The sequence below is a fragment of the Klebsiella terrigena genome (assembly GCF_012029655.1).
Lineage (GTDB): Bacteria > Pseudomonadota > Gammaproteobacteria > Enterobacterales > Enterobacteriaceae > Klebsiella > Klebsiella terrigena.
The window spans coordinates 3,961,571-3,988,110 of sequence record NZ_CP050508.1; the positions used below are offsets into that span (position 1 = coordinate 3,961,571).

Here is a 26,540-nt window from a genome sequence, read left to right on the forward strand (position 1 = left end):
AGAGATGCCGCTGTTAGCCACCGAAAAATGGACCATGCGCTTTCGCCTGCTGCTGACCATCGGCACGATTCTGGCGGTCTGCCAGATTATCAGCGTGTTCTGGCTGTGGCATGAAAGCAAGGAGCAGATTCAGCTGCTGGTGGCCAGCGCCATTGAGGGGCACAACAACCAGAAGCACGTTGAGCACGAGGTGCGGGAAGCGGTCGCCAGCCTGCTGGTCCCAAGCCTGCTGATTATCGGCCTCGCGCTCTATATCAGCCTGCTGGCGGTGAAAAAGATAACCCGCCCGCTCTCTCGTCTGCAGAGCGAGCTGGAGAACCGCACCCCGGATAATCTCCAGCCCATCGAGCTTAGCGAGTCGGTGCCGGAAGTGACCGCCGTAACCACAGCGCTGAATCAGCTGGTATCGCGCCTCAACCTGACGCTCGACCGCGAGCGCCTGTTTACCGCCGACGTGGCCCACGAGCTGCGCACGCCGCTGGCCGGGCTGCGCCTGCACCTTGAGCTGCTGGCCAAAGTGCACGGGGTCGGAGTCGATCCGCTTATTCAGCGCCTCGATCAGATGACCAACAGTATCTCCCAGCTCCTGCAGCTGGCCCGCGTAGGGCAGTCGTTTTCTGCCGGTAGCTACCAGCAGGTGCAGCTGATGGAGGATGTCGTTGAACCGCTTGAGGAGGAGCTGGAAGCGATGCTGGCGTCGCGCCGGCAAAAGCTTGAGATAGCCGGTGCGGACGAGGAGGTGATGGTGTCCGGCGACGCCACGCTGCTGCGCGTGGTGCTGCGCAATCTGGTGGAGAATGCGCACCGCTATAGCCCGACGGACTCAACGATCCGCGTCTCGATTCAGGCGGGGTCAACGCCGATTCTGGCGGTGGAGGATGAAGGGCCGGGAATTGATGAAGCGAAAAGCGGCGAGCTGAGCAAAGCGTTTGTCCGCATGGACAGCCGCTACGGCGGCATTGGTCTGGGATTAAGCATCGTCACCCGTATCGCCCAGTTGCACGATACCCAGTTCTTTTTGCATAACCGCCGGCCGGGCCCCGGCGTTCGCGCCTGGGTGCTCTTCCCGAGGCCGTCGCGTCAGAAGGTCAGCACCCACTGATGGAAGAAGGCGACGACGATAATAAAGGCGCAGGTAATGGCCAGATATTGGCGAAAGTGTAGTTTTTGCATGGCGCTATCCTCATTAGAATGAAGATAGTCTCCCCGAACAAGATTAAGCGGATATTAAGAGCTGGCCCAGCCGGGCTATTTTATTTGCCAGTTTGGCGCCAGGCAGCCCTCGCATCCGCAGGCGCTGCCCGGACGTTCCGTGCGGCCAGATCCCAGTCTGGCCGCAGCCTGGACGCCCGGTGCGACGGGCGCCGGCCTACGACGCGGCGATAAACAGATCCCGCAGCTTATGCAGCTGGTCGCGGATCTGGGCCGCCTCTTCGAACTCCAGGTTCTGCGCGTGCTGCATCATCTGCCCTTCCAGCTCGTGAATTCGCTGCTGCAGCGCTTTTGGCGTCAGCACCGGCGTATCCGCCTCGACCGGTGAACGCGACTTGCCGCGCCCTTTGGCCTTGGTCTTCGCCAGGCCGCTGCCCAGCGCCAGGATATCGACCACCTTCTTATTCAGACCCTGCGGGGTGATGCCGTGCTCTTCGTTATAGCGCTGCTGCTTCTCGCGACGGCGTTCGGTTTCGCTGATGGCCTTCGCCATCGAGGCGGTGATCCTGTCGCCGTAGAGAATCGCCTTACCGTTGATGTTACGCGCCGCGCGGCCGATGGTCTGGATCAGCGAGCGCTCGGAGCGCAGGAAGCCCTCTTTGTCGGCATCAAGGATCGCCACCAGCGAGACCTCCGGCATATCCAGCCCTTCACGCAGCAGGTTGATGCCGACCAGCACGTCAAACTCGCCGAGGCGCAGATCGCGGATAATCTCCATACGCTCGACGGTATCGATATCCGAATGCAGGTAGCGCACGCGCTCGCCGTGCTCCTCGAGGTACTCGGTGAGGTCTTCGGCCATCCGCTTGGTCAGGGTCGTCACCAGCACGCGCTCGTTGATGGCGGCGCGCAGGCGAATCTCCGACAGCAGATCGTCGACCTGGGTCCCCACCGGACGCACTTCGATAACCGGGTCAAGCAGGCCGGTCGGACGGACCACCTGATCGACCACCTCATCGCCGGATTTATCCAGCTCGTAGGCGCCGGGCGTCGCCGAAACGTAGATGGTCTGCGGCGCCAGCGCCTCAAACTCTTCAAACTTCATCGGGCGGTTATCCAGCGCCGACGGCAGGCGGAAACCGTACTCCACCAGCGTCTCTTTACGCGCCCGGTCGCCGCGGTACATCCCGCCAATTTGCGGAATGGTCACGTGGGACTCATCGATAACCAGCAGACCATCCGCCGGCAGGTAGTCGAACAGCGTCGGCGGCGGCTCGCCCGGCCCGCGCCCGGAAAGATAGCGCGAGTAGTTTTCAATCCCCGAGCAGTAGCCCAGCTCGTTCATCATTTCGAGGTCGAACTGGGTACGCTGACTCAGGCGCTGCTCTTCCAGCAGCTTGTTGTTTTCCAGCAGCACTTTACGCCGCTCCGCCAGCTCGACTTTTATCTCTTCCATCGCCTGAACGATTCGCTCGCGCGGGGTAACGTAGTGCGTTTTCGGGTAGATGGTATAGCGCGGGATGGACGACTCAACCTGCCCGGTCAGCGGATCAAAGAGCGACAGGCGCTCAACTTCTTCGTCAAACAGCTCAATACGCAGGGCAATATCGTCTGACTCCGCCGGGAAGACGTCAATGACCTCGCCGCGAACGCGGAAGGTCCCGCGCTGGAAAGCCTGATCGTTACGGGTGTACTGCAGCTCCGCGAGGCGGCGCAGAATGGCCCGCTGGTCAATCAGCATGCCGGTGGTCAGGTGCAGCATCATCTTCAGGTACAGGTCAGGATCGCCGAGGCCATAAATCGCCGAGACCGAGGCCACCACGATGACGTCGCGGCGCTCCAGCAGCGCCTTGGTTGCCGACAGGCGCATCTGTTCAATATGTTCGTTGACCGAGGCATCCTTCTCGATGAAGGTGTCCGAGCTCGGCACGTAGGCTTCAGGCTGGTAGTAGTCGTAGTAGGAGACGAAATACTCGACGGCATTCTCCGGGAAAAACTCCTTCATTTCGCCATACAGCTGCGCCGCCAGCGTCTTGTTGGGCGCGAGGACCATCGTTGGACGCTGCAGATCGGCAATGACGTTAGCGATGGTGAAGGTTTTACCCGACCCGGTTACCCCCAGCAGCGTTTGGTGCGCCAGGCCATCTTCCAGCCCCTCTTCGAGGCGACGAATGGCTTCTGGCTGATCGCCAGAGGGACGGAAAGCGGAATGCAGCGTGAACGTTTTACTCATATGTCTGACCCTGAAGGAGGATGAAGCGCCCGGCGCGAAACGGCAGGTGTTTAATTCTACCCGTCGCCGGCGCTTTTGCCAATAAATAATACTGGATATAAAACCAGTATCGTATTACTGTTTGCCCTGTAAACCTTGCCCCGGGCGGCCGCATTTGGGCAAAAAAAGCGCACCATGCGGAATAATCCGCCACTGTGTAAGGTTATCCCCAGAAAATTTTGCCATTTAACATTTGTCAAGCAAGGCGATGAATCTTTTATGGCAGCAGGTGACACTTTCCTTACAGCCATTGATTTTATACAACCAATTGATATTAAATAAAATTTAATAAAAGACGGGTTTCGCGCCAATTCAGCCGCAGGCCGCGTAATCTCTAGCTTACCGCAAGTTCTCTAACTCTAATACACAAGGTTATCCACAGGAATAGTGGATAACTCGCTGCAGGCCATGACCTCTGCCACCCGGCCGAAATTGCCCGCCGACGAAAATCACGCGGCTAAAAAATATTATTGAATTATTTTTGATATTTATCAGCTAAGGACGCCCGCCTTTTTGCTGCTTTCTGCACCACGTTTCACGCCGTTTAGCACCGGGAAAGTGCAGCCGCTTCGCTGTTCCCTGCCGGCGGTGGCCGCCGCGACCTGCGCTGGCGGAAAAATGCCGTCACTTCTTTTTCCTGGCAAGAGATTTGCAGAATGTTTGTCTCGCTCGCCGTCGTCAAAAAGGAGAAAACGTCTATGTTGAGTCTACGCGCCGTCAATCAGTACTATGGAAGCCAGCACACGCTGTGGAACGTCGATCTTGAGCTCAGGTCAGGAGAGTGCACCTGCGTGATGGGAAGTCAGGGAATGGGGAAAACCACGCTGGTCAACTGCATTACCGGGAATCTCCCGGTCGCCAGCGGCAGCATCACCTGGCAGGAGCGCGGAGCGCCGCCCTGCGACCTGATGCCGCTCTCCGCCCATTCACGCAGCGTCATCGGGATCGGCTACGTGCCGCAGGACCGGCGCATCTTTTCGCAGCTCAGCGTAGAGGAGAATCTGCATATCGCGCTGGCGGCCGGAGGCACGCCCGGCGCCGTGGTGAATAGCGAGATTTACGATCTCTTTCCGCAGCTCTACGCCCTGCGCCAGAGCAAAGGCGCCGCGCTCTCGGAAGACGACAGGTACCAGCTGGCGCTGGCGAGGGCGCTGATCGTCCGACCGCGCCTGCTGATACTCGATGAGCCCTCGCGCGGCAGCGGACAGCACTTTATGCATAAGCTGGGGGATCTGCTGGTTCGCCTGAACCGGGATATCGGTTTAACGGTGCTGCTCGCCGAGCAGCACCTGCCGTTCATTCGCCGGGTGGCCGACCGCTTCTGCCTGCTGCACCGCGGGCGCAGCGTGGCGCAGGGCGACGTTATACAGCTGGATGAGCCGCTGCTGGCGCAGTGGATGACGCCCGATCCAGCGCGCTAAGATCGAGGTACTGGCCGAGGTCTTCCCGCCGGGATGCCTCCTCCAGCCACGGGATTTCGCCCAGCATGGGTGCGGGCAGCAGCCGTTTGAGGGTCGCGAGGTATTCGCTATGCCGCTTCCCCGGCGGCTGGACGTCGTTAGCAATCCAGCCCACCAGCGGCAGCCCTGCCTGACGCACCGCCTGCGCCGTCAGCAGGGCATGATTAATGCAGCCCAGCTTTATCCCCACTACCAGAATCACCGGTAGCCGCTCTTCCTGCACCCAGTCGGCAAAGCTCAGGGTTTCAGACAGCGGCGTAAACCAGCCCCCAGCCCCTTCCACCAGCAGCCAGTCGGCCAGCGGCTCCAGCTCGCGCAGCCCGGCGGAGAGCGCGGCGGCGGTAATGGGGCGCCCCTCATCGGCGCTGATAATATGCGGCGAAGTGGGTTCAGCGAAGGTTAACGGGTTAACCTGCTCGTAGCTCAGCGCCACGCGGCTGTTGCGCTGCAGGGCCAGGGCGTCGTCGTTGCGCAGGCCCTGCGCCGTGTACTCGCTGCCGGAGGCCACCGGCTTATAGCCGGCGCTGTTCCGACCCCGCAGGTTTGCCGCCTGCAGCAGGGCGCAGCTGCTCACCGTTTTGCCGACTTCAGTATCGGTTCCGGTGACGAAATAACGCTCAATCACGTTCAATTACTCCTGTAAAAAGATGGTAGGTCAGCGGGCACTGCCCGTGCCGTTTTGGCCACGCCAGCTGAAGCTGCTGCAGCTTTGTGCGACTCAGCGGTGCCGCGCTGCGTCCCTGGTGTAAATGGGTGGCGCCGATACCCTTTAGCGAACGCATTGCACACAGGGCGTCGGGGAACGGCAGCGTCACGGCATGCACCTGCGCCTCGCCCCGCCAGCCGCTCATCACGCTGCGTACCGCCTGCTCGCTGAGGAAACGATTGGCGTGCGGATGCCGGTCAATCGTCGCCCAGGCCTGGTTGAGCTCGGGGAGCGAACCGGCCAATAGGGTGGTAAAGGCCACCCGCCCGCCGGGACGCACCACCCGGTACAGCTCAGCAAGCGCGGCGCCGAGGTCGTCGCACCACTGCACCGCCAGATTACTCCACGCCAGATCGACGCAGGCCGCCGGCAGCGGCAGGGATTCAATATCGCCCTCGACGTAGTCGTGCGCGACCTGCTGGCGCCGGGCCTCCGCCAGCATATCAACGGAGATATCCAGCGCGGTGACGCGGCTGCCCGCCTCGCGCCAGTAGCGGCTCATGCTGCCTGGGCCACAGCCCGCGTCCAGAACCTCGGCAAAGCGCCGGTCGCCAAGCTGGCGCAGCAGCAGCTCGGCGCTGCGCCGCTGCAGCTCATCGTGCTGCGTATAGCGGCTCGCCGCCCGACCGAAGGCGGCGGCCACCGCGCGTTTATTCACCGCCGCCATGCAGGACCTCCAGCAGACGCTCGATATCCGCCGATTCATGGGCCGCGCTCAGGGTGAGCCGCAGCCGGGCGCTGCCGACCGGCACCGTCGGCGGGCGGATCGCCGTCGCCCAGCAGCCCTGCTCGCGCAGGCGCGCTGCCAGGCGCAGAGCCCGGGCGTTGTCTCCGACGATCAGCGGCTGAATGGCGCTGGTCGATTCGGTAAGCTGCCCAGGGTAGTCGCGCATACCGTCCCTGAACTGGGCAATCCGGCAGGCCAGCGCCTCCCGCCGCCGCTGGCCCTCATCGCCGCGAATCGCGCGCAGCGCGGCGCTGAGCGCAACGGCCTGGGCCGGCGGCATGGCGGTGCTGTAAATCAGGTGGCGGGCAAACTGCAGCAGATAATCCGCCAGCGCCTCGCTGCACAGTACCGCCGCGCCGCTGACGCCAAAGGCCTTGCCGAAGGTCACCACCAGCAGCTCAGGGTGAACGTTTTGCGCGTCGCAGCTGCCCCTCCCCTCATCGCCCAGCACGCCAATGCCGTGAGCATCATCGACCAGCAGCCAGCCGCCGGCTTCGGCGGTGACCTGCTGAATGGGGCCGAGGGGCGCGCTATCGCCGTCCATGCTGAAGACGCCTTCGGTGATCGTCAGCTGCTGGCCCGCCAGCGGTTTATCCAGCAGCGCTTTCAGCTGCTGAACGTCGTTGTGCTGAAAGCGCCGCAGCTGCGCCGGGCTGAAGCTGGCCGCTTCCAGCAGCGAGGCGTGGCTCAGACGGTCCGCTACCGCGCGATCGTCCTTGCCGAGCAGGGCGGCAATCAGCGCCTGGTTAGCGGCAAAGCCGGAGATAAACAGCAGCGCGCGCGGATAGCCCAGCCAGTCGGCCAGCGCCTCCTCCAGCTGACGATGCGCGTCGCTGTAGCCGCTAACGTGGCCCGAGCCGCCGCTGCCGACGCCGTAGCGCTCGGCGCCCTGCTGCCAGGCGGCAACGATCTGCGGATGCTGGCTCAGGCCCAGATAATCGTTGCTGGAAAAGTTGAGCCAGCGCTGCCCCTCGCGGGTCAGCCAACGCCCGGCACCCTGCGCCACCGGCTGGCGAGAGCGGAAAGCATCCGCCTGCCGCCGTTCGCTCAGCGCCTGCTCGATGCGTTGCTGCCAGCTCATAGCGCCGCCGCGTTGTAATATTCCTCGGTATCGGGGTTGTTCAGCGCCTGCTCCAGACGCTGCTGCTGCTCGTTATCCCCTTCCAGCACCGCCGTCTGCTGCGGGTTAAGCCCCAGCTTGCGGAACAGCTGCAGGTCCTTATCCTCTTCCGGGTTCGGCGTCGTCAGCAGCTTGCAGCCGTAGAAAATGGAGTTTGCCCCGGCCATAAAGCACATCGCCTGGGTCTGTTCGTTCATCTGCTCGCGGCCGGCGGAGAGGCGCACATAGGAGGTTGGCATCATGATGCGCGCCACCGCAATGGTGCGGATAAAGTCAAACGCGTCGACGTCATCGTTTTCAGCCAGCGGCGTCCCTTTCACCTTCACCAGCATGTTGATGGGCACGCTTTCCGGCGGCGTCGGCAGGTTGGCCAGCTGCAGCAGCAGTCCGGCACGATCTTTTTCCGTTTCGCCCAGCCCGACGATGCCGCCGGAGCACACCTTAATTCCCGCCCCGCGCACCTTGCCGAGGGTATCGAGGCGCTCCTGGTAGGTGCGGGTGGTGATGATATTGCCGTAGAACTCCGGCGAGGTATCGAGGTTGTGGTTGTAGTAGTCGAGACCGGCACCGGCAAGGCGCTGCGCCTGGCTATCGGTCAGGGTGCCGAGGGTCATGCAGGACTCCAGCCCCATCGCCTTCACCCCTTTGACCATCTGCTCAAGATAGGGCATGTCGCGGTCATTCGGATTCTTCCACGCCGCGCCCATGCAGAAACGGGTCGAACCGGCATTTTTGGCCTGCCGCGCCGACTCCAGCACCTGTTCAACCTCCATCAGGCGCTCGGACTCAAGGCCGGTTTTATAGCGCGCGCTCTGCGGGCAGTATTTACAGTCTTCCGGGCAGGCGCCGGTCTTAATCGACAGCAGCGTGCTGACCTGCACCTGGCGCGGGTCAAAGTGCTGGCGGTGGATCTGCTGGGCTTCGAACAGCAGATCCAGCAGTGGTTTATTAAATAACTCGGTGACTTGCGACATTGTCCAGCGTGCGTGGTGAGCCATTGGCTTCTCCAAAGGGTTTTGTTAACTGTCGGTTCGGTTTATACTCGTAAACCTAAATGTTTTCAAAATGGTTTACAAGTCGCTTATGACAATGGACGATCTCGCCTTCGATCGGCGCCACATCTGGCACCCCTACACTTCCATGACCTCTCCCCTGCCGGTTTACCCGGTGGAATCCGCCCACGGCTGCGAGCTTTCACTGGCCGGCGGCGAACGGCTGATTGACGGCATGTCGTCATGGTGGGCGGCGATCCACGGCTACAACCATCCGCGGCTGAATGCGGCGATGAAAGCGCAGATCGACCAGATGTCGCACGTGATGTTTGGCGGCATCACCCACCCCTCGGCGGTCGCGCTCTGCCGCCAGCTGGTGGCGATGACGCCGCCCTCGCTGGAGTGCGTGTTCCTTGCCGACTCCGGTTCCGTGGCGGTCGAAGTGGCGATGAAAATGGCTCTGCAGTACTGGCAGGCAAAGGGCGAACCGCGCCGGCGTTTTCTCACCTTCCGCAACGGCTATCACGGCGACACCTTCGGCGCGATGTCGGTGTGCGATCCGGACAACTCCATGCACAGCCTGTGGCAGGGCTATCTGCCGGACAACCTGTTCGCGCCGGCGCCGCAAAGCCGCTTTGACGGCGAGTGGGACGAGCTCGACATGGTGCCCTTTGCCCGCCTGATGGCCGCCCATCGCCATGAAATTGCCGCGGTGATCCTCGAACCCATCGTGCAGGGCGCCGGCGGAATGCGGATGTACCATCCGGAGTGGTTAAGGCGCATCCGTAAGATGTGCGATCGCGAAGGTATCCTGCTGATTGCCGATGAGATTGCCACCGGCTTTGGCCGTACCGGTAAGCTGTTTGCCTGCGAACATGCGGGCATCGCACCGGATATACTGTGCCTCGGCAAAGCGCTGACCGGCGGAACCATGACGCTCTCCGCGACGCTGACCACCCGCACGGTCGCGGAGACCATCAGCAACGGCGAGGCCGGCTGCTTTATGCACGGCCCGACCTTTATGGGCAACCCGCTGGCCTGCGCGGTGGCCGCAGAGAGCCTGAGCCTGCTGGCAAGCGGCGAGTGGCAGACCCAGGTCGCCGCCATCGAAACGCAGCTGAAGGCCGAGCTGGCGCCGGCGCGCGACTCCGGGCTGGTGGCCGACGTGCGCGTGCTCGGCGCGATTGGCGTGGTGGAAACCCGCCGTCCGGTGAACATGGCCGCCCTGCAGCGCTTCTTCGTGGAGCAAGGCGTATGGGTGCGCCCGTTCGGCAAGCTTATCTACCTGATGCCGCCGTATATCATTAGCGCCGAACAGCTGACGCGCCTGACCCGGGCGGTTAACGCCGCGGTGCTGGAAGAAACATTTTTTAGCGATTAAGAGACGGTAATGCCGCGCCCTGCGCGCTACACTTCTCTGCCAATCAGGCGATTAACTTGAGGAGAGACGATGAAACTCATCAGTCATGATTTGCAGGATGGCGAGAAGCTGCCCAACCGTCATGTATTCAACGGTATGGGCTACGCGGGGGACAATATTTCACCCCATCTGACGTGGGATGATGTGCCGGCGGGCTGCAAAAGCTTTGTGGTGACCTGCTACGATCCCGACGCGCCGACCGGCTCCGGCTGGTGGCACTGGATTGTGGCGAACCTCCCTGCCGATACGCGCGTGCTGCCCCAGGGCGCCGGTTCCGGCCTGGCGCCGCTGCCCGAAGAGGCGGTTCAGACCCGCACCGATTTCGGTCAGACGGGCTACGGCGGCGCGGCGCCGCCGAAGGGTGAAAGCCATCGCTACATCTTTACGGTGCACGCGCTGGACGTTGATAAAATTGAGGTCGATGAAGGCGCAAGCGGCGCGATGGTCGGTTTTAACGTCCATTTCCACAGCCTCGGCAGCGCCTCAATAACCGCCCTGTTTAGCTAAACTCGGCGCTTCCCCGGGCCAGCGCTCACGCCTGACCCGGGCCTATCTGATTACTGCTCCGTCACCGCGACGACCGCGGTTTTGCGCACTCGCGCATACCACACCACCGTCAGCAGACCCAGCCAGACCAGGCCGGCGATCAGCGCAATGCGCGTCTCTTCCACCATTCCCAGCACCGCAATCACCAGCCCCATAAACAGCAGGGTCAGCAGCGGCGCCACCGGCCAGAACGGCACCGGGAACTCGATATTGCGCCGCTCTTCCGCCGACAGGCCGCGGCGCATCGCAAAGTGGGCCAGCAGGATCATCAGCCAGACCCACACCGTGGCAAACGCCGCCAGCGAGGCGATGAGCACGAAGATCTGCTCCGGCATCAGGTAGTTCAGCACCACCGCCGCCAGCAGCGCCACGCCCATCACCACCACCGTCATCCACGGCACGCCGTTGCTGGCGATGCGCTGGAAGCTTTTCGGCGCCATGCCCTCTTTCGCCATGCCGTACATCATGCGGCCCGCGCCAAATATATCGCTGTTGATGGCCGAAATGCTGGCGCTAATGACGATAATATTGAGGATTGTCGCCGCCGCCGGAATGCCCAGGCCGCTGAAGATCAGTACGAACGGGCTGCCCTGCTCGCCAAAGCTGTTCCACGGGAAAATAGCCATCAGGATCGCCAGCGTGCAGACGTAGAACAGCACGATGCGCAGCGGGATGGTATTGATTGCCTGCGGGATAACCTTTTTCGGGTTCTGCGCCTCTGCGGCGGTGACGCCAATGATTTCGACCCCGCCGAAGGCAAACATCACAATCCCCAGCGAAGCGATAATCCCCTGCCAGCCGTTCGGCGCAAAGCCGCCGTGGCTCCACAGATTCTCCAGCCCCGTCGCCGGAAACGCGTTGCCAAAGCCAAAGAAGATGATGGCGCCGCCCGCCGCGATCATCGCAATTATGGCCACCACTTTAATCAGCGAGAGCCAAAACTCCATCTCGCCAAAAATTCGCACGTGGCACAGGTTCATCGCGCCGATGAAAAAGATAATGCTCAGCACCCAGATCCAGCGCGGGACGTCGGGATACCACAGCCCCATATAGATCCCAAACGCGGTCACGTCGGCGAGGGCCACAATGACCATTTCGAAGGTGTAGGTCCAGCCGGTGATAAACCCGGCCAGCGGGCCGAGATACTGGCGCGCATAGCTGCCGAAGGATCCGGAAACGGGGTTGCGCACCGCCATTTCCCCCAGCGCACGCATCACGATAAAGACCGCCGCGCCGCCGATAAGATAGGCCAGCAGCACCGCCGGACCGGCGGCCTTGATGGCGGCGGCCGACCCGTAGAACAGCCCGGTGCCGATGGCGGAACCGAGCGCGATAAAGCGAATATGGCGAGCGTTCAGCCCGCGCAGCAGATGTGGCTTTTGTTGCGATTGTTGTTGCATATGCAAGTGTCCTGATAATTTTTATACGACGACAAATATGCGTGTAGGACGGTCGGGGGGAAGGCATCCCCCCGACGCGGGTACAGAGAACAGCGAATGGTTAGTTGTGATCGGGCAGTACGGCAGGCAGCAGTCGCGTCAGGTGACGCGCGGCCAAAAGCTCAATAGCGTTTTCAATATCCGGCGCGAAGAAGCGGTCTTCGGTGTAGTGCGATACGCGCTCGCGCAGCAGATGACGCGCCTTTTCCAGCAGCGGGCTGCTGGTAAGACCCTCGCGCATATCCAGCCCCTGAACGGAGGCCAGCCACTCAACGGCCAGCACGCCGCGGGTGTTTTCCGCCATCGCCCACAGGCGACGACCGGCGGCCGGTGCCATCGAAACGTGATCCTCCTGGTTCGCGGAGGTCGGCAGGCTATCAACGCTATGCGGGTGGGAAAGCGCTTTGTTTTCGCTGGCTAACGCCGCCGCGGTGACCTGGGCAATCATAAAGCCGGAGTTGACGCCGCCGTTTTTCACGAGGAACGGCGGCAGCTGCGACATATGGCTGTCCATCATCAGCGCGATGCGGCGCTCGGAGAGCGAGCCGATTTCGGCAATCGCCAGGGCGATGTTGTCCGCCGCCATCGCCACCGGCTCGGCGTGGAAGTTGCCGCCGGAAATCACCTCATTCTCGCTGGCAAACACCAGCGGGTTGTCGGAGACCGCGTTAGCCTCAACCAACAGCACTTCCGCCGCCTGACGGATCTGCGTCAGGCAGGCGCCCATCACCTGCGGCTGACAGCGCAGAGAGTACGGGTCCTGCACCTTGGTGCAGCCGTGGTGCGACTGAGAAATCGCGCTGTCGTCGGTCAGTACGTGGCGATAGAGCGCGGCGGCGTCAATCTGCCCGCGCTGGCCGCGAGCCTCGTGGATACGCGAGTCAAACGGACGACGCGAGCCCAGCGCCGCTTCGGTGGTTAGCGCGCCGCAGACCACCGCGGAGGTAAACAGGTCTTCGGCTTCAAACAGGCCGCGCAGCGCGAACGCCGTCGAAGCCTGGGTGCCGTTAAGCAGCGCCAGCCCCTCTTTCGCCGCCAGGGTAATCGGCCTGAGGCCGGCTTTTTCCAGCGCCTGCGCGGCCGGCATCCACTCCCCCTGCCAGCGGGCTTTCCCTTCCCCGAGCAGCGTCAGCGACATATGCGCCAGCGGTGCCAGATCGCCGGATGCCCCCACCGAGCCTTTCGCCGGGATCCACGGCGTAACGCCTTTGTTCACCAGCTCCGCCAGCGCCTGGATCACGCTCAGACGAATGCCGGAAAAGCCGCGGGAGAGGCTGTTAATCTTCAGCACCATAATCAGCCGCGCCATCGCTTCATCCAGCGGCTCACCGATACCGGCGGCGTGGGAGAGCACCAGCGAGCGCTGGAGGTTTTCGAGATCGTCGGTCGAGATGCGGGTTTGCGCCAGCAGGCCAAAACCGGTGTTGATGCCGTAAGCGGTGCGCCCTTCCGCGAGGATCGCATTGACGCAGGCCACGCTCTCATCAATCGCCGCAAAGGCGCGCTCGTCGAGCACGACGTTCAGCGGGTGGCTATAGATATCGCGCAGTTGCGTCAGGCTCAGCTGGCCGGGAATAAGAGTTAAAGTTTTCATTTCAGCGTTGCCCCTGCGTTGCTGACACCATAGGAAGATTCAGTCCTTGTTCCGCTGCGCATTCAATCGCAATCTCATAGCCCGCATCCGCGTGACGCATCACGCCGGTTGCCGGGTCGTTATGCAGAACGCGAGCGATTCGCGCGGCCGCTTCGTCGGTTCCGTCGCAGACGATAACCATTCCGGAGTGCTGAGAGAAGCCCATGCCAACGCCACCGCCGTGGTGCAGAGAGACCCAGGTCGCGCCGCTGGCCGTATTCAGCAGGGCGTTAAGCAGCGGCCAGTCGGACACCGCGTCGGAGCCATCGCGCATCGATTCGGTTTCACGGTTCGGGCTGGCAACCGATCCGGAATCCAGGTGGTCGCGACCGATAACGATCGGCGCGGAGACTTCGCCGCTGCGAACCATTTCGTTAAAGGCCAGGCCCAGCTTCTGGCGCCACTCCAGGCCAACCCAGCAGATACGCGCCGGCAGGCCCTGGAAGCTGATGCGCTCGCGCGCCATATCCAGCCAGTGGTGCAGATGCTTGTCGTCTTTGACAATCTCTTTCACTTTGGCATCGGTCTTATAAATATCCTGCGGGTCGCCGGAGAGCGCCACCCAGCGGAACGGGCCGATACCGCGGCAGAACAGCGGGCGAATATAGGCAGGAACGAAGCCCGGGAAGTCGAAGGCCCTGGCGACGCCCATTTCCTGGGCCATCTGGCGAATGTTGTTGCCGTAGTCGAAGGTCGGAATGCCCATCTCATGGAAGGCCAGCATGGCCTGAACGTGGTCGGCCATCGAGCGTTTGGAGGCCTGAATGGTACCCTGCGGGTCGGAGACCGCTTTTTCCTGATACTCTTCCCAGCTCCAGCCTTTCGGCAGATAGCCGTGCAGCGGGTCGTGGGCGCTGGTCTGGTCGGTGACCATGTCCGGGCGCACGCCGCGTTTTACCATTTCCGGCACGATGTCGGCGGCGTTGCCGCACAGCGCGATAGAGACGGCGCGGCCTTCGGCGGTATATTTCTTGATGCGGGCCAGGGCGTCATCCAGCGACGTCGCCTGCTCGTCAACGTAGCGGGTACGCAGGCGGAAATCGATACGGCTCTGCTGGCACTCAATGTTCAGCGAGCAGGCGCCCGCCAGGGTCGCGGCCAGCGGCTGCGCGCCGCCCATTCCGCCCAAGCCGGCGGTGAGTACCCAGCGGCCTTTCAGGCTGCCCTCGTAGTGCTGGCGGCCGGCTTCGACGAAGGTTTCGTAGGTGCCCTGCACGATGCCCTGGCTGCCGATATAAATCCAGCTTCCGGCGGTCATCTGGCCGTACATGGCCAGGCCTTTGGCGTCGAGTTCGTTGAAGTGTTCCCAGGTCGCCCAGTGCGGGACCAGGTTAGAGTTGGCGATCAGCACGCGGGGTGAGTTTTCATGGGTTTTAAAAACGCCTACCGGCTTGCCGGACTGCACCAGCAGGGTCTCATCGTTTTCCAGGTTTTTCAGCGCCTTCACGATAGCGTCATAGCATTCCCAGTTACGCGCCGCGCGTCCAATGCCGCCGTAAACCACCAGCTCATGCGGGTTTTCGGCGACATCCGGATCGAGGTTATTCATTAACATACGCAGCGGCGCTTCGGTCAGCCAGCTCTTCGCACTCAGCGTCGTGCCTCGCGGTGCACGGACGTCCAGCTGGCGGTATTTGCTTTGCGACATCGGGGTTTCTCCTGACTATTAACGTTGTTTACGTAGATACATATACTTGTCTATACAACTCTACGCAAGCCAGGATTTAACAGAAATGATACAATTTTGTTATATTGCGTCAGCAATCACGCTTTTGCCGACGCGCTGAGGATCAGGAGCCGAAGCGCCCCTGCAGGCGATAGCGGCTGCCGGGAAACAGCAGGCGGGCGTGGGAAACAATATGCGTCGTCGACCAGGTGCGGCGGCGAATCATCAGGCAGGGATCGTGGGCATGAATGTGCAGCAGCTCGCACTCCTTCGCGCTCGCCTGCACCGCTTCGACAATATGCTCACCCTCGGTTAGCGGGGCAATCAGCGACAGGTAGTCGTGCGGCGTGGTGGCGGTGTAGTCCTGGCGCAAATAGTCCGGCACCACGGTGGCGTTGACGCAGCGGTCCTCAATTTGTACCGGTACGTCGTTTTCGAAATGCACCATCAGGGAGTGAAATATCCGCGTGCCTTCGGCGACGTTGAGCGCCGCCGCCTGGATAAGATCGGCCTGGGTCTCCTCCAGCAGCAGCACCTCACAGCGGTGCTGGTGGTGGCGGGAGACGATTTCATCGGCGATGCTGCGAACTTCAAACAGCGCCGACTGCCCCTTCGGCTCCGCCACGAAGGTCCCTACTCCCTGCAGGCGCACCAGCAGGCCTTCGTCGGTGAGCTCGCGAAGCGCGCGGTTGATGGTCATACGGCTAAAACCAAACTGCGCCACCAGCTCCGCTTCCGAAGGGATGCGATCGTGCGGGCGCCAGACGCCGCTTTGGATCTTTTCGCTGATCGCCTGCTTCACCTTTTCATAGAACGGTGCCGGCGCGGAGCGAGATTGCTGTGAAAACATAGCCTGGCTTTCCTTATTCTCAATGGGCGGCGAAACGATCAGAATATACTGAATCGTCAGCGCCACCAATGGGCGATTTGCCATGCCAGCCGGGCCGCCGTGCGGGCGCCCTGGCTATCGATGTCAAACTGCGGATTAAACTCCACCAGATCCACCGCCTGCAGCTTGCCGCTGCGGCACAGCGGTTCAACGATGCGCAGCAGCGTGGTCAGCGGCACGCCCAGCGCCGCGGGAGCCGAGACCGCCGGCATTTCGCGGGCCGGCATGACGTCAAGGTCGATGGTCAGGTAGAGGCGATCGTAGAGGGCGATTTGGCGCGCGATTTCCGGCGCAACCCGTTCGTCATAGGCCTGCAGAACGTCCAGATCCTCAATGACCCGCACCTCGCGACGCGCCGCTTCATCCCACAGGGCCTGGGTATTTGCCGCGCGGCTGGCGCCGATGCAGGCGTAGTGAAAGCCGCGCCCCTGCGCCTCGCACTCCAGCGCCAGCTGGCGGAACGGCGTCCCCGAGCTGGCCCGTTCGGCAAAGCGTAAATCGAGATGCGCGTCGAGGTTGATAATGCCGACCTTTTGCTCGGGGAACGCGTCCAGCACGCCGGCGCCGTGGCCAAAGGCCGTTTCGTGGCCCCCGCCCAGCACCAGGGTGCGTTTGCCGGCGAGCTGGCAGGCGGCCACCGCCTCGCGCAGCGCCTGCTGAGCCTCCTCCAGCGCCTCGCCCATCACGCTAACGGTGCCCATATCCACGCAGCGGTCGTGGCCGCCGTGGCTGGCCATATTCGCCAGCGCCCGCCGCAGCGTCTCGGGCCCCTTTTCCGCTCCGGTGCGCCCGAGGTTGCGCCGTACGCCCTCATCGCAGGCAAAGCCCAGCAGGGCAATGTCGCCCGGCTGCTCGTCGGGGGCGAAACGCTCCGCCCGCGCTATCGTTTGAAACAGGCGCAGCGCGTTGGCGGCTTCGCCGCTGTCGTCGCGCCCTTGCCACAGCCCCGCGGGCGTCGGTTGCCACAGCTTCATTGCATCTCTCCTCGTACTACGCGATGCCAGAGCGGACTGCGCCCCGGTTCATACACCATCTCTACCGGATGTTCGGCGTCCCAGATGGCAAAATCGGCGACGAATCCCGCCGCCAGCTGACCGTGGCTCGCCTGACGCCCCAGCGCCCTCGCCGCGTGGCGGGTCACGCCGGCCCACGCCTCCTCCGGCGTCAGGCCGAACTTGACGCAGGCCATATTCATCGCCAGATGCAGGCTGGCAAAGGGGCTGGTACCCGGGTTGTAGTCCGTCGCCACCGCCATCGGGACCTGATACTGCCGCAGCAGCTCTACCGGCGGCCGGCGGGTCTCGTTGAGGAAATAGAACGCGCCGGGCAGCAGCACCGCGACCGTCCCGCTGTGGCTCATCGCCGCCACGCCCTCTTCCGTCAGATATTCGATATGGTCGGCAGAGAGCCCGCGATAGCGGCTCACCAGTTGGGCGCCGCCGAGGGAGGAGAGCTGTTCGACGTGGCCCTTCAGCGGAATTCCGCGCGCCTGTGCCGCCTTGAACACGCGCTCGGTTTGCTGCGGGCTGAAGCCGACGTTTTCACAGAACACGTCGACGCTTTCAAACAGTCCCTCTTCCCACAGCGTCGGCAGCAGCGTTTCGCAGACCAGGGTGATATAGCCGTCGGGGTCACCTTTATACTCCGGCGGCGTCGCGTGGGCGGAGAGCAGCGTGGCCGACAGCTCAAACGCATTGCTTTCGCTCAGCTGTCGCGCCACGCGCAGCATCTTGCGTTCGCTTTCCAGATCCAGCCCGTAGCCGGACTTAATTTCAACCGTCGTCACCCCTTCACGCAGCAGACGATCGAGGCGCGGCTGCGCCAGCGCCAGCAGCTGCGCTTCGCTGCTCTCGCGGGTGGCGCGCACCGTCGAGTTAATGCCGCCGCCGTTAGCGCTGATGGTCTGATAAGAGACGCCGTTGAGCCGCTGCTCCCACTCCTGCGCCCGGCTGCCGCCGAAGATCAGGTGGGTATGGCAATCAATCAGCCCCGGCGTCACCAGCCTGCCGCCAAGGTCAACGCTGCGCCCGGCCGGGGCGTCGCTTTCGGGGATCACGGCTTCAATCCGGCCATTGCGCACTAGCAGCGCGTGGCGATCCAGCAGGCCATAAGGCCGCGAGTCCTGTGGGTTCAACGTGGCGAGGCGGGCGTTTCGCCAGATAACGAGATCGGAAGTGGCTTCAGTCATAGCGGTCAACTTGTCATGGGTTGTATAGACATTTATTTTCATTCCACCATGAATGTCAATAAAAGCAGGGATTATTGTTATTTTTTTGTGACTGCGAACGGCTCCGCCTGCGGGTACAAAACAGCATAACGCTAACTTTTTGGCTCAGCGTCTTCCCGTTTTGCTCAACTTAGTATAAAAAAGCAGGTTTTAAAGAGCTTATCTATTCACACACCCCAAATAATTCGGCCCGTATCGAGGTGGCAGGCGCACGCTGCCAGCAAAGAAGCGGCTTGAAGTATGGCGGGTATAGCTAATTGATTCTTGCCCGGAGCAACATGAACACATTTTCAGTTTCCCGACTGACGCTGGCGCTGGCCTTCGGCGTGACGTTATCCGCCTGCAGCTCAACCCCTGCCGATCAGAAACCCTCTACCCAGGCAGCGCCAGGCACCGCCTCTCGCCCCGTTTTAAGCGCCGATGAAGCGAAGAATTTCCTGCCGGCGAGCTATTTCCAGTCGCTTAACCCGAACGCCGCGGCGTGGACGCCGGCGGCCATTGCCGCGCCGGCCCAGCCTGACTTCGTCGTCGGGCCTGCGGGGACTCAGGGCGTGACCCACACCACGATCCAGGCCGCCGTCGATGCGGCAATTGCCCGTCACTCCGACCGCCGTCAGTTCATTGCGATTATGCCGGGTGAATATACCGGTACCGTGTATGTCCCGGCCGCCCCCGGCGCGCTGACCCTCTACGGTACCGGCGAGAAGCCGCTGGATGTGAAAATTAGCCAGGCGATCGATTCAGAAATGGACGTCACCAGCTGGCGTCATCTGGTCAATCCGGCCGGAAAATATATGCCAGGCAAACCGGCGTGGTATATGTTCGACAGCTGCCAGAGCAAGCGTACCGCCACCGTCGGCGTGATGTGCTCTGCGGTCTTCTGGTCGCAGAATAACGGCCTGCAGCTGCAGAACCTGACCATCGCTAACAACCTCGGCGATAGCGTTGATGTCGGCACCCACCAGGCCGTCGCGCTGCGCAGCGATGGCGACCAGGTGCAGATTAACAACGTCAATATTCTCGGTCGCCAGAACACCTTCTTCGTGACCAACAGCGGCGTGCAGAACCGTCTGCAGAACGATCGCCAGACCCGCACGCTGGTCAGCAACAGCTATATTGAAGGCGACGTTGATATCGTTGCCGGCCGCGGCGCCGTTGTCTTTGATAACACCGATTTCCGCGTCGTGAATTCCCGCACGCAGAAAGAGGGCTACGTCTTTGCGCCGGCGACGCTGAAGAGCGTCACCTACGGCTTCCTCGCCATCAACAGCCGCTTCACCGCTTCCGGCGATGGCGTCGCGCAGCTGGGCCGCTCACTGGACGTTGATAGCAACACCAACGGTCAGGTGGTTATCCGCGATAGCGTGATTAACGAAGGCTTTAATATCGCTAAGCCGTGGGCCGATGCGGCAGCCTCTAACCGCGCCTTCAGCGGTAATACCGGCGCGGTAGACGCCAAAGGCGTTGCGCAGCGTAACCTCAACGACGACGGCTTCAACCGCATGTGGGAATACAACAACCGCGGCGTGGGAAGCTTTATCGTGGCGGAACCTAAGCAGTAATCGTCCTGCCTGAAGGGGGGAGCCGCTTCCCCCTTTGCCCCCTCTTCCCGCCCGGCTTTCCCCCTGCGCAAAAAAAGACGCTTTTTAGACGAATAAAAACGCCCGCTGGCGCGTTTACACGATGAAAGACAACGACGGCGCTTACCTCCTGCGGTTCGGCTCTACGCCCAGGCACCGCGCCCGGTCGCGCATTCGCCCATTCTGGAGACTAAAATGAACGTACTTTCATCCGTATTACGCCCCGCCTCGCGCCGCATGGCCGTTCCGGCACTGCTATTTTTCCTGTCCGTGCCGCCGGTTTTTGCCATGGGCGATAATAGTACCGAGAGTAAAACGCCTGACTGCCCGAGCGGGCAGGTTTATGACAGCGCCACTAAACAGTGCGTGCCGGAGAAAACCAGCAGCCTCAGCGATCAGGATAAAACTAACTACGCCTACCATCTGGCGAAAAAAGGCGAATACCAGGCGGCACTGAACCTGCTGGATTCGTTAAAAAACAGCAATACGGCCGAGGCCTGGAACTACCGCGGCTATGCGACCCGCAAGCTCGGACGCACGGACGAAGGCATCGGTTACTATCAGCGCTCGCTGGCGCTGGCGCCGAACTATGCCAAAGCCCGGGAGTATCTGGGTGAAGCATGGATGATAAAAGGTCGTCCGGATCTCGCGAAGGAACAGCTGAAGGTGATTGCCGGGATCTGCGGCCAGGGTTGCGAGGAGTATCGCGATCTGCAGGCGGCCATTAACGGGCATCCTGAATCCTGATTATCGTCACGAGGGTAAGAAAATCACAACCAGTGAAGTTCGCTCACAGCTCGCCGCGCATCTCTCACGCCTTTGGCGCTACGGGCTGGTCCTGTCGCGCAGCCGCGATGTCGCCGAGGAGCTGGTACAGTCCACCTGCGTACGCGCGCTCGAAAGGAGCGCGCAGTATACGCCGGGCACGCGTATCGACAGATGGCTGTTTTCTATTCTCCACTCCATCTGGATTTCAGAGCTGCGCGCGCGCCACGTGCGGATGGGGCAAGGATTCGTCGACAGCGAAGAGCTGGTTGCGCCTGATTCCCGCGAAATGGCGGAAGATAGCCTGCAGTACCGGCAAATTATGCGCCGCGTGGGCGCGCTGGCGGAAGCCCAGCGCAATGCCGTATTTTTGGTGTATGTCGAAGGCTTTACCTATCAGGAGGCGGCTGACACCCTGTCGGTGCCGGTCGGTACCATTATGAGCCGGCTGGCGGCGGCAAGGCTGACGCTGGCAAAATCGATAGCTACCCCGCCCTCAGCGAAGGAGAAACGCTCTTGAAATCGTTAAGTTTTACGCCTCCCTATAACAATGAAGCCATCGTCGCCTGGCTGGACGGTGAGATGAGCAACGCCGACGCCCGCAGCTTCGAGGCGGCGTTCAAGAGCGATGGCCAGCTTGCCGCCCGCACCGCCGAGCTGATGAGCAGCAATGAGAACTATCGCCAGGCCTTTGCGCCCCTGCTCGATGAGGCGCCGCTGGAGCGCATGCAGGCAAGGCTCGACGCGCAGCTGGCGGAGGCCGTGGATAGCCGCACGGCCGCGCCGCGTCCGTCTTTTAGCCGCCGCGCAATGATTGCCGCGTCGATCAGCTTTTTGCTGATCGGTAGCGGAGTCGGCTATCTGGCGCGCCCGGCGGCGGACGAGCAGGATGAGAGCGACAACATTCGCGATCTTGAGGCCCGCTACATGTCGCTCTACAGCGCCGAAACGCTGCTCGATCTCGACAGCTCGCCGCCGCTTCTGCAGCGCGGGCTGACGCGCACCGCCGAGGATCTTGGCCTGCATCTCAATGAACAACAGCTCAGGCTGCAGGGCGCGGAGCTTAAAATGGTCCGCATGCTGCGCTACGACAGCACCTCCATCGCGCAGATTGCCTGGATGCACGCCGAGTATGGCCCCATGGCGCTGTGCATCTCTGCGCAACGCCAGCCGGGCAGCGCGGAGATTAGCAGCGAACAGCGCCACGGGATGAATCTCGCCTGGTGGCACGATCGGGGATATCAGTTCGTCTTAATTGGCCGCAACCCCGGCGCAGAGCTGCAAAGCAGCGCCCGGACGCTGCAGGCGGCGCTGTCATAAGCGCAACGCCGCCCGATCGGAGGGTGACTTAAGTCTGCTCGGCGCATAAAAAAACCTCGCCGCAGCGAGGTTTTGTCGGCCACTTTGGCTTAGTGGGCGTTAACAACGACCCACATCGGCCCCTGACCGACGGCATAGCGTCCTTTCTCCTGCAGCAGACCCTGCTCGCCGCTGATTTCATACACCGCGACGTGGTGGGATTTCTGCCCGGCGGCAATCAGGTATTTGCCGCTGTGATCGAGGTTAAAGCCGCGCGGCTGGGCCTCGGTCGGCTGGTAGCCTTCAATCGCCAGCACGCTGCCGTCTTCGGAGACGCTGAAGATGGTGATAATGCTGGCGGTACGATCGCAGGCGTAGAGATGACGGCCGTCGGCGGTCAGGTGGATATCCGCCGCCCAGCGCACGCCGGTAAAGTCGGCAGGCATCATATCCAGCGTCTGCACGCACTCAATTTTGCCGTGCGGATCCTTCAGCTCCCAGACGTCAACGGAGCTGTTCAGCTCGTTCACGCAGTAGCCGTACTGCTGGTTCGGATGGAACACCATATGACGCGGGCCGGCGCCTTCAACGGTGGTGACTTCCGCCGGATCCTGTGCGGCCAGGAAACCGTCATCGCTGAGGGTAAACAGACAGATGCGGTCCTGCTTGAGCGCCGGAACCCACAGCGTGCGGTTATCCGGAGAGATGTTGGCAGAGTGGCAGCCTTCCAGACCTTCAACGACCGCCACCGTTTCACCCGGCAGACCGTCGGTCAGCGGAGTGACGCTCACGCAGCCCGAATTATACGAGGCGCTGAACACAAAGCGGCCCAGTCGGTCGGTGGAGATATGCGTCGGGCTTCCCGGCAGCGCGGCTTCACCGGCGAAGGTCAGCGCCCCGTTATCTGGCGCAATGCGGTAGGCCAGTACGCGAAACTCCGGACGCACGCCGACGTAGAGATACTCTTTATTCGGGCTCACCACCATCGGCTGCACCTGGCCCGGGGCGTCGACAACCTGCACCAGGGTCAGATTTCCCTCAAGATCCAGGCTCCAGACGTGGATCTGCTGGCTTTCCGGGCTGGCGGTATAAACGGTTTGTTTCATGACTGCTCCTTTCCTCACTGCACGTGGAAAACTTATACATTTCATTCATCAAACTGCTTGTTCGATGCAATGTATAGACTCTTTTAACGGTAGATGCTGAAAAATTTGCCCCTGAGGCACAGCGGTGTACCATCATGGCCTGCTCACTTTTCACCATTAACCGGAAACAACACATGACCTCACGCGTGATTGCCCTGGATTTAGACGGCACCCTACTGACCTCCAGCAAGACCATCCTGCCCGCCTCGCTTGAGGCGCTGGCTCGTGCCCGCGCGGCCGGTTACCAGGTGATCGTCGTCACGGGTCGACATCACGTCGCGATCCATCCTTTTTATCAGGCACTGGCTCTGGATACACCTGCAATTTGTTGTAATGGCACTTATTTGTATGATTATCAGGCAAAAAAGGTTCTGCAGGCCGATCCGATGGCGGTCGATAAGGCGCTGAGCCTCACCGCGATGCTCGCCGACCACGACGTTCACGGCCTGATGTACGTCGACGACGCCATGCTCTACGAACACCCGACCGGCCACGTCATCCGTACCGCCCGCTGGGCAGAGTCGCTGCCGCCGGAGCAGCGCCCGGTCTTCACCCAGGTTGACTCCCTGGCGCAGGCGGCGCGCGAGGTGAAGGCGGTGTGGAAGTTCGCCCTCACCGACGAAAACATTCCTAAGCTGCAGCAGTTCGCGCAGCACGTCGGCCAGACGCTGGGGCTGGAGTGCGAGTGGTCGTGGCACGATCAGGTCGATATTGCCCGCGCCGGCAACAGCAAAGGCAAGCGCCTGGCGCAGTGGGTTGAAGCCCAGGGGCTATCAATGCAGGACGTAGTGGCCTTCGGCGACAACTATAACGACCTCAGCATGCTGGAAGCCGCCGGTACCGGCGTGGCGATGGGTAACGCGGTCGACGAAGTCAAAGCGCGCGCGAACGTGGTGATTGGCGAGAACGAAAGCAACAGTATTGCCGACTTTATCAACCGCAACCTGCTGTGATCAGGCGCTAATCGACACGCTCTTGATTTGTGCATACAGCCACTGACCTGGCTTCACCTCCAGGTCATCTCTGGCCCACGGGCTAATGCGCGCCCACAGCGTGCGGCCGCTGACCTCCAGCTGCACCTCAATCTGCCCGTTGGTTTCAATACACTGCACGACCTGCGCGCGTAAAATATTGCGAATGCTGGTCCGCTGCGGTTGCTCCAGCACCAGCGATACGTCGGAGGCCTGAACGCGAATGCGCGCCGATTCGCCCGCAGGCCGATCAAGCTGATTAACCCACAGCCGCTGCTCGCCGAGAGCCAGAGCGGTCATCGCATACTGCGGATGCTGGGCGACAACCGAAACGGTGAGTATCGTGCTCTGTTGGTCCTGCGGCAGCCACGGGTGCATCACGCTGCTGCTCCACACCTCTTCGAGATCGCCAAACGCCTTCACGCTGCCGTTTTCCAGCACCAGCACCTTATCCGCCAGATGCTGGATCTCATCCAGCGAATGGCTGACGTAGAGCATCGGGATATTAATTTCCCGCGCCAGCCGCTGCAGATAGGGCAGCAGCTCGCGCTTGCGCGGAATATCCAGCGAGGCCAGCGGCTCATCAAGCAGCAGCAGCTCGGGGGCGGTCAGCAGCGCCCGACCGATGGCCACCCGCTGCTTCTCGCCGCCGGAGAGCCCGCCCGGCAGACGATCGAGCAGCGGCTCAATCCCCAGCAGCGCCACCAGCTTATCGAACTGGCCGGCCATACTCTTCGCCATGCCGTACTGCAAATTGCCGCGCACTTTGTAGTGCGGGAACAGGCGGGCGTCCTGGAAAACGTAGCCAATGCGCCGTTTTTCCGGCGCCAGGCAGATCCGCTTTTCAACATCGTTCAGCACCCTGCCGTTGAGCACAATGCGCCCTTTCTGCGGCCGGGTCAGGCCGCTGATGGCGTTGATAAGCGAGGTTTTACCGGCTCCGGATACGCCAAACACCGCGGTAATACCGCTGGCGGGCAGCGTCTCCTGAATGCTCAGGCAGTGGGTTCCCAGCGTCTGGGTAAAATCGAGTTCAAGCATCGTTATTTACCCATCCGCGCGCGGCTGAGGCGCGCCAGCCATTCGGAAACCAGCAGCGAGATCAGCGCCAGCACGATGGAAATTAAGCATAAGCGCGCGGCGGCGCCCTCCCCGCCCGGGGTTTGGATCAGGGTATACATTGCCGAGGGGATGGTGCGCGTTTCGCCGGGAATATTGGAAACGAAGGTAATGGTCGCGCCAAACTCGCCCAGCGAGCGGGCGAAGGCCAGCACGGTGCCGACGATAATACCCGGCAGCGTCAGCGGCAGCGTGATGGTGAAGAACACCCGCCAGCGCCCGGCGCCCAGGGTGCGCGCCGCCTGCTCAAGCTTGATATCGACCCCTTCAAGCGCCAGGCGAATCGCCCGCACCATTAAAGGAAACGACATCACCGCCGCCGCCAGCACCGCACCGCGCCAGCTGAAGGCAAACGTCAGGCCAAGCCAGTCATACAGCCAGCTGCCGATAAAACCGCGCCTACCCATCGCAATCAGCAGCAGGTAGCCGACCACCACCGGCGGCAGCACCAGCGGCAGGTGGAGAAGGCTGTCGAGCAGCGCTTTTCCGGGGAAGCTGCGCCTGACCAGCAGCCAGGAAAAAAAGATCCCAAAGGGTAAGCTAAACACCACCGCCAGGGATGATACTTTGAGGCTCAGCAGCACCGCCTGCCATTCGGGATCGCTTAAAATCATTGGCGCGTAGTAAATCCGTATTGTTTGAAGATGGCTGACGCTTCGGGCCCTTTCAGGTAGTCATAGAATGCGGTAACGGTCGCATTTTTATGACCATCAACGATGGCCAGCGGATACTCAACTTTCTTATGCGAATCTTCCGGGAAGGTCCCCACAACTTTAACCCCTTTGCTGGCAACCGCATCCGAGCCGTAAACAATGCCCAGCGGCGCTTCGTCACGTTCAACCAGCGCCAGCGCCCCGCGCACGTCTTCCGCCGGAGCCAGTTTTGCTGACAGGGTATCCCACGCACCCAGCTTTTGCAGCGCTTCTTTAGCATAAATCCCGGCCGGCACGTGCTGCGGATCGCCCACCGCCAGACGACCGCCCTTCAGCAGGCTGGTCCAGTCGGTCTTGCTGCTGATGGTAATCTCACTTTGCGTGCTGGCCTTAGGCGCAACGACGACCAGGCTGTTACCCAACAGCGTGGCGCGCGTGGCGGTATCGATCGCTTTTTTCTCGACCGCGTAATCCATCCACTTCTGGTCTGCGGAGATAAACAGGTCAGCAGGCGCGCCCGCCTCAATTTGCCGTGCCAGCGTTGAAGAGGAGGCAAAAGATGAGACCACATCAACCTTTTTCTCCTGCTTATAGGCCTTCGCGATATCCTGCATCGCGTTGGTTAATGAAGCCGCTGCGAAGACCGTTATCTTCCCCTCTTCAGCCAGCGCCTGTCCGGCAACGGAGAGCGTTAGCGTTGCTCCGACAAAAAAACGTAACCATTGACGTGCCATCTGAAACTCCTGCGTGTGCGTTATG

24 protein-coding genes are annotated in these 26,540 nt (G+C 61.7%); 9 read left to right on the plus strand and 15 right to left on the minus strand.

From position 1 onward, the window contains the following. Positions 1 to 4 precede the first annotated feature (4 nt). Positions 5 to 1,102, plus strand: a complete 1,098-nt coding sequence (pmrB, locus tag HCK03_RS18650; protein WP_167692025.1) for a two-component system sensor histidine kinase PmrB — start codon at positions 5 to 7, stop codon at positions 1,100 to 1,102. A 267-nt stretch (positions 1,103 to 1,369) separates the two neighbouring features. Here pmrB and uvrB read toward each other — a convergent pair whose 3' ends face one another. Beyond that, positions 1,370 to 3,385, minus strand: coding sequence for an excinuclease ABC subunit UvrB (gene uvrB, locus HCK03_RS18655; protein ID WP_041144680.1), 2,016 nt, complete (start codon positions 3,383 to 3,385; stop codon positions 1,370 to 1,372). A 737-nt stretch (positions 3,386 to 4,122) separates the two neighbouring features. Here uvrB and HCK03_RS18660 point away from each other — a divergent pair. Then, positions 4,123 to 4,845, plus strand: coding sequence for an ABC transporter ATP-binding protein (locus tag HCK03_RS18660; protein WP_041144679.1), 723 nt, complete (start codon positions 4,123 to 4,125; stop codon positions 4,843 to 4,845). Here the strand turns inward: HCK03_RS18660 and bioD are convergent. Genes bioD through bioB form a run of 4 tightly spaced genes read right to left on the minus strand, consistent with a single transcriptional unit; the run spans position 4,787 to position 8,435 of the window. After that, positions 4,787 to 5,509 (minus strand): dethiobiotin synthase, encoded by a 723-nt coding sequence (gene bioD / locus HCK03_RS18665; protein ID WP_041144678.1) that lies wholly within the window; start codon positions 5,507 to 5,509, stop codon positions 4,787 to 4,789. The genes HCK03_RS18660 and bioD overlap by 59 nt on opposite strands. Next, on the minus strand, positions 5,502 to 6,257 hold the full coding sequence (gene bioC, locus HCK03_RS18670) for a malonyl-ACP O-methyltransferase BioC (protein WP_167692026.1): 756 nt from the start codon (positions 6,255 to 6,257) through the stop codon (positions 5,502 to 5,504). Before bioC ends, bioD begins: the two co-directional genes overlap by 8 nt. Further along, positions 6,241 to 7,398 (minus strand): 8-amino-7-oxononanoate synthase, encoded by a 1,158-nt coding sequence (bioF, locus tag HCK03_RS18675; RefSeq protein ID WP_167692027.1) that lies wholly within the window; start codon positions 7,396 to 7,398, stop codon positions 6,241 to 6,243. Before bioF ends, bioC begins: the two co-directional genes overlap by 17 nt. Next, positions 7,395 to 8,435: a biotin synthase BioB gene (bioB, locus tag HCK03_RS18680; protein WP_071844899.1), complete on the minus strand. Its 1,041-nt coding sequence runs from the start codon at positions 8,433 to 8,435 to the stop codon at positions 7,395 to 7,397. The genes bioF and bioB overlap by 4 nt, the downstream gene beginning before the upstream one ends. A gap of 85 nt (positions 8,436 to 8,520) precedes the next feature. Here bioB and bioA point away from each other — a divergent pair, with 85 nt between their 5' ends. Both bioA and HCK03_RS18690 read left to right on the plus strand, forming a co-directional pair. After that, positions 8,521 to 9,810 (plus strand): adenosylmethionine--8-amino-7-oxononanoate transaminase, encoded by a 1,290-nt coding sequence (gene bioA, locus HCK03_RS18685; protein WP_167692028.1) that lies wholly within the window; start codon positions 8,521 to 8,523, stop codon positions 9,808 to 9,810. A gap of 69 nt (positions 9,811 to 9,879) precedes the next feature. Next, positions 9,880 to 10,356: a kinase inhibitor gene (locus HCK03_RS18690; RefSeq protein WP_041144674.1), complete on the plus strand. Its 477-nt coding sequence runs from the start codon at positions 9,880 to 9,882 to the stop codon at positions 10,354 to 10,356. 50 nt (positions 10,357 to 10,406) lie between these two features. On the opposite strand, the gene HCK03_RS18695 is transcribed toward HCK03_RS18690, so the two are convergent. From HCK03_RS18695 to hutI, 6 genes are all read right to left on the minus strand, one after another. Then, a complete protein-coding gene (locus HCK03_RS18695; protein WP_143967528.1) occupies positions 10,407 to 11,795 on the minus strand; it encodes an amino acid permease in 1,389 nt (462 codons plus the stop codon). A gap of 100 nt (positions 11,796 to 11,895) precedes the next feature. Next, positions 11,896 to 13,428, minus strand: a complete 1,533-nt coding sequence (gene hutH, locus HCK03_RS18700) for a histidine ammonia-lyase (protein ID WP_041144672.1) — start codon at positions 13,426 to 13,428, stop codon at positions 11,896 to 11,898. A 1-nt stretch (position 13,429) separates the two neighbouring features. Continuing rightward, positions 13,430 to 15,115, minus strand: coding sequence for a urocanate hydratase (hutU, locus tag HCK03_RS18705; RefSeq protein ID WP_141334989.1), 1,686 nt, complete (start codon positions 15,113 to 15,115; stop codon positions 13,430 to 13,432). 142 nt (positions 15,116 to 15,257) lie between these two features. Then, on the minus strand, positions 15,258 to 15,983 hold the full coding sequence (locus HCK03_RS18710) for a histidine utilization repressor (protein ID WP_041147549.1): 726 nt from the start codon (positions 15,981 to 15,983) through the stop codon (positions 15,258 to 15,260). 56 nt (positions 15,984 to 16,039) lie between these two features. Next, entirely contained in the window at positions 16,040 to 16,996 is a 957-nt protein-coding gene (gene hutG / locus HCK03_RS18715) for a formimidoylglutamase (RefSeq protein WP_167692029.1), read from the minus strand. Then, on the minus strand, positions 16,993 to 18,252 hold the full coding sequence (gene hutI / locus HCK03_RS18720) for an imidazolonepropionase (RefSeq protein WP_167692030.1): 1,260 nt from the start codon (positions 18,250 to 18,252) through the stop codon (positions 16,993 to 16,995). Before hutI ends, hutG begins: the two co-directional genes overlap by 4 nt. Positions 18,253 to 18,527: 275 nt before the next feature. Here hutI and HCK03_RS18725 point away from each other — a divergent pair, with 275 nt between their 5' ends. The 4 genes from HCK03_RS18725 to HCK03_RS18740 all read left to right on the plus strand — a co-directional run bounded on the left by HCK03_RS18725 (position 18,528) and on the right by HCK03_RS18740 (position 21,914). Further along, positions 18,528 to 19,811: a putative acyl-CoA thioester hydrolase gene (locus tag HCK03_RS18725; RefSeq protein WP_167692031.1), complete on the plus strand. Its 1,284-nt coding sequence runs from the start codon at positions 18,528 to 18,530 to the stop codon at positions 19,809 to 19,811. Between the two features lie 213 nt (positions 19,812 to 20,024). Continuing rightward, complete coding sequence (locus tag HCK03_RS18730) at positions 20,025 to 20,576, plus strand: tetratricopeptide repeat protein (protein WP_041144667.1); 552 nt, start codon at positions 20,025 to 20,027, stop codon at positions 20,574 to 20,576. Then, positions 20,563 to 21,114, plus strand: coding sequence for an RNA polymerase sigma factor (locus HCK03_RS18735; protein WP_115194002.1), 552 nt, complete (start codon positions 20,563 to 20,565; stop codon positions 21,112 to 21,114). Before HCK03_RS18730 ends, HCK03_RS18735 begins: the two co-directional genes overlap by 14 nt. After that, positions 21,111 to 21,914: an anti-sigma factor family protein gene (locus HCK03_RS18740; protein WP_167692032.1), complete on the plus strand. Its 804-nt coding sequence runs from the start codon at positions 21,111 to 21,113 to the stop codon at positions 21,912 to 21,914. The genes HCK03_RS18735 and HCK03_RS18740 overlap by 4 nt, the downstream gene beginning before the upstream one ends. Positions 21,915 to 22,003: 89 nt before the next feature. On the opposite strand, the gene pgl is transcribed toward HCK03_RS18740, so the two are convergent. Beyond that, positions 22,004 to 22,999, minus strand: coding sequence for a 6-phosphogluconolactonase (pgl, locus tag HCK03_RS18745; protein ID WP_041144664.1), 996 nt, complete (start codon positions 22,997 to 22,999; stop codon positions 22,004 to 22,006). Positions 23,000 to 23,172: 173 nt separating this feature from the next. Here pgl and HCK03_RS18750 point away from each other — a divergent pair, with 173 nt between their 5' ends. Continuing rightward, positions 23,173 to 23,991, plus strand: coding sequence for a pyridoxal phosphatase (locus tag HCK03_RS18750; RefSeq protein WP_041144663.1), 819 nt, complete (start codon positions 23,173 to 23,175; stop codon positions 23,989 to 23,991). Here HCK03_RS18750 and modC read toward each other — a convergent pair whose 3' ends face one another. The 3 genes from modC to modA are packed head-to-tail and all read right to left on the minus strand — an operon-like array spanning position 23,992 to position 26,515. Continuing rightward, complete coding sequence (gene modC / locus HCK03_RS18755) at positions 23,992 to 25,050, minus strand: molybdenum ABC transporter ATP-binding protein ModC (protein WP_076944975.1); 1,059 nt, start codon at positions 25,048 to 25,050, stop codon at positions 23,992 to 23,994. 2 nt (positions 25,051 to 25,052) lie between these two features. Continuing rightward, the gene (gene modB, locus HCK03_RS18760; RefSeq protein ID WP_167692033.1) at positions 25,053 to 25,742 is read right to left on the minus strand and encodes a molybdate ABC transporter permease subunit; all 690 of its coding nucleotides are present in this window, start codon (positions 25,740 to 25,742) and stop codon (positions 25,053 to 25,055) included. Next, positions 25,739 to 26,515, minus strand: coding sequence for a molybdate ABC transporter substrate-binding protein (gene modA / locus HCK03_RS18765; protein ID WP_115193291.1), 777 nt, complete (start codon positions 26,513 to 26,515; stop codon positions 25,739 to 25,741). Before modA ends, modB begins: the two co-directional genes overlap by 4 nt. Positions 26,516 to 26,540: the final 25 nt, after the last annotated feature.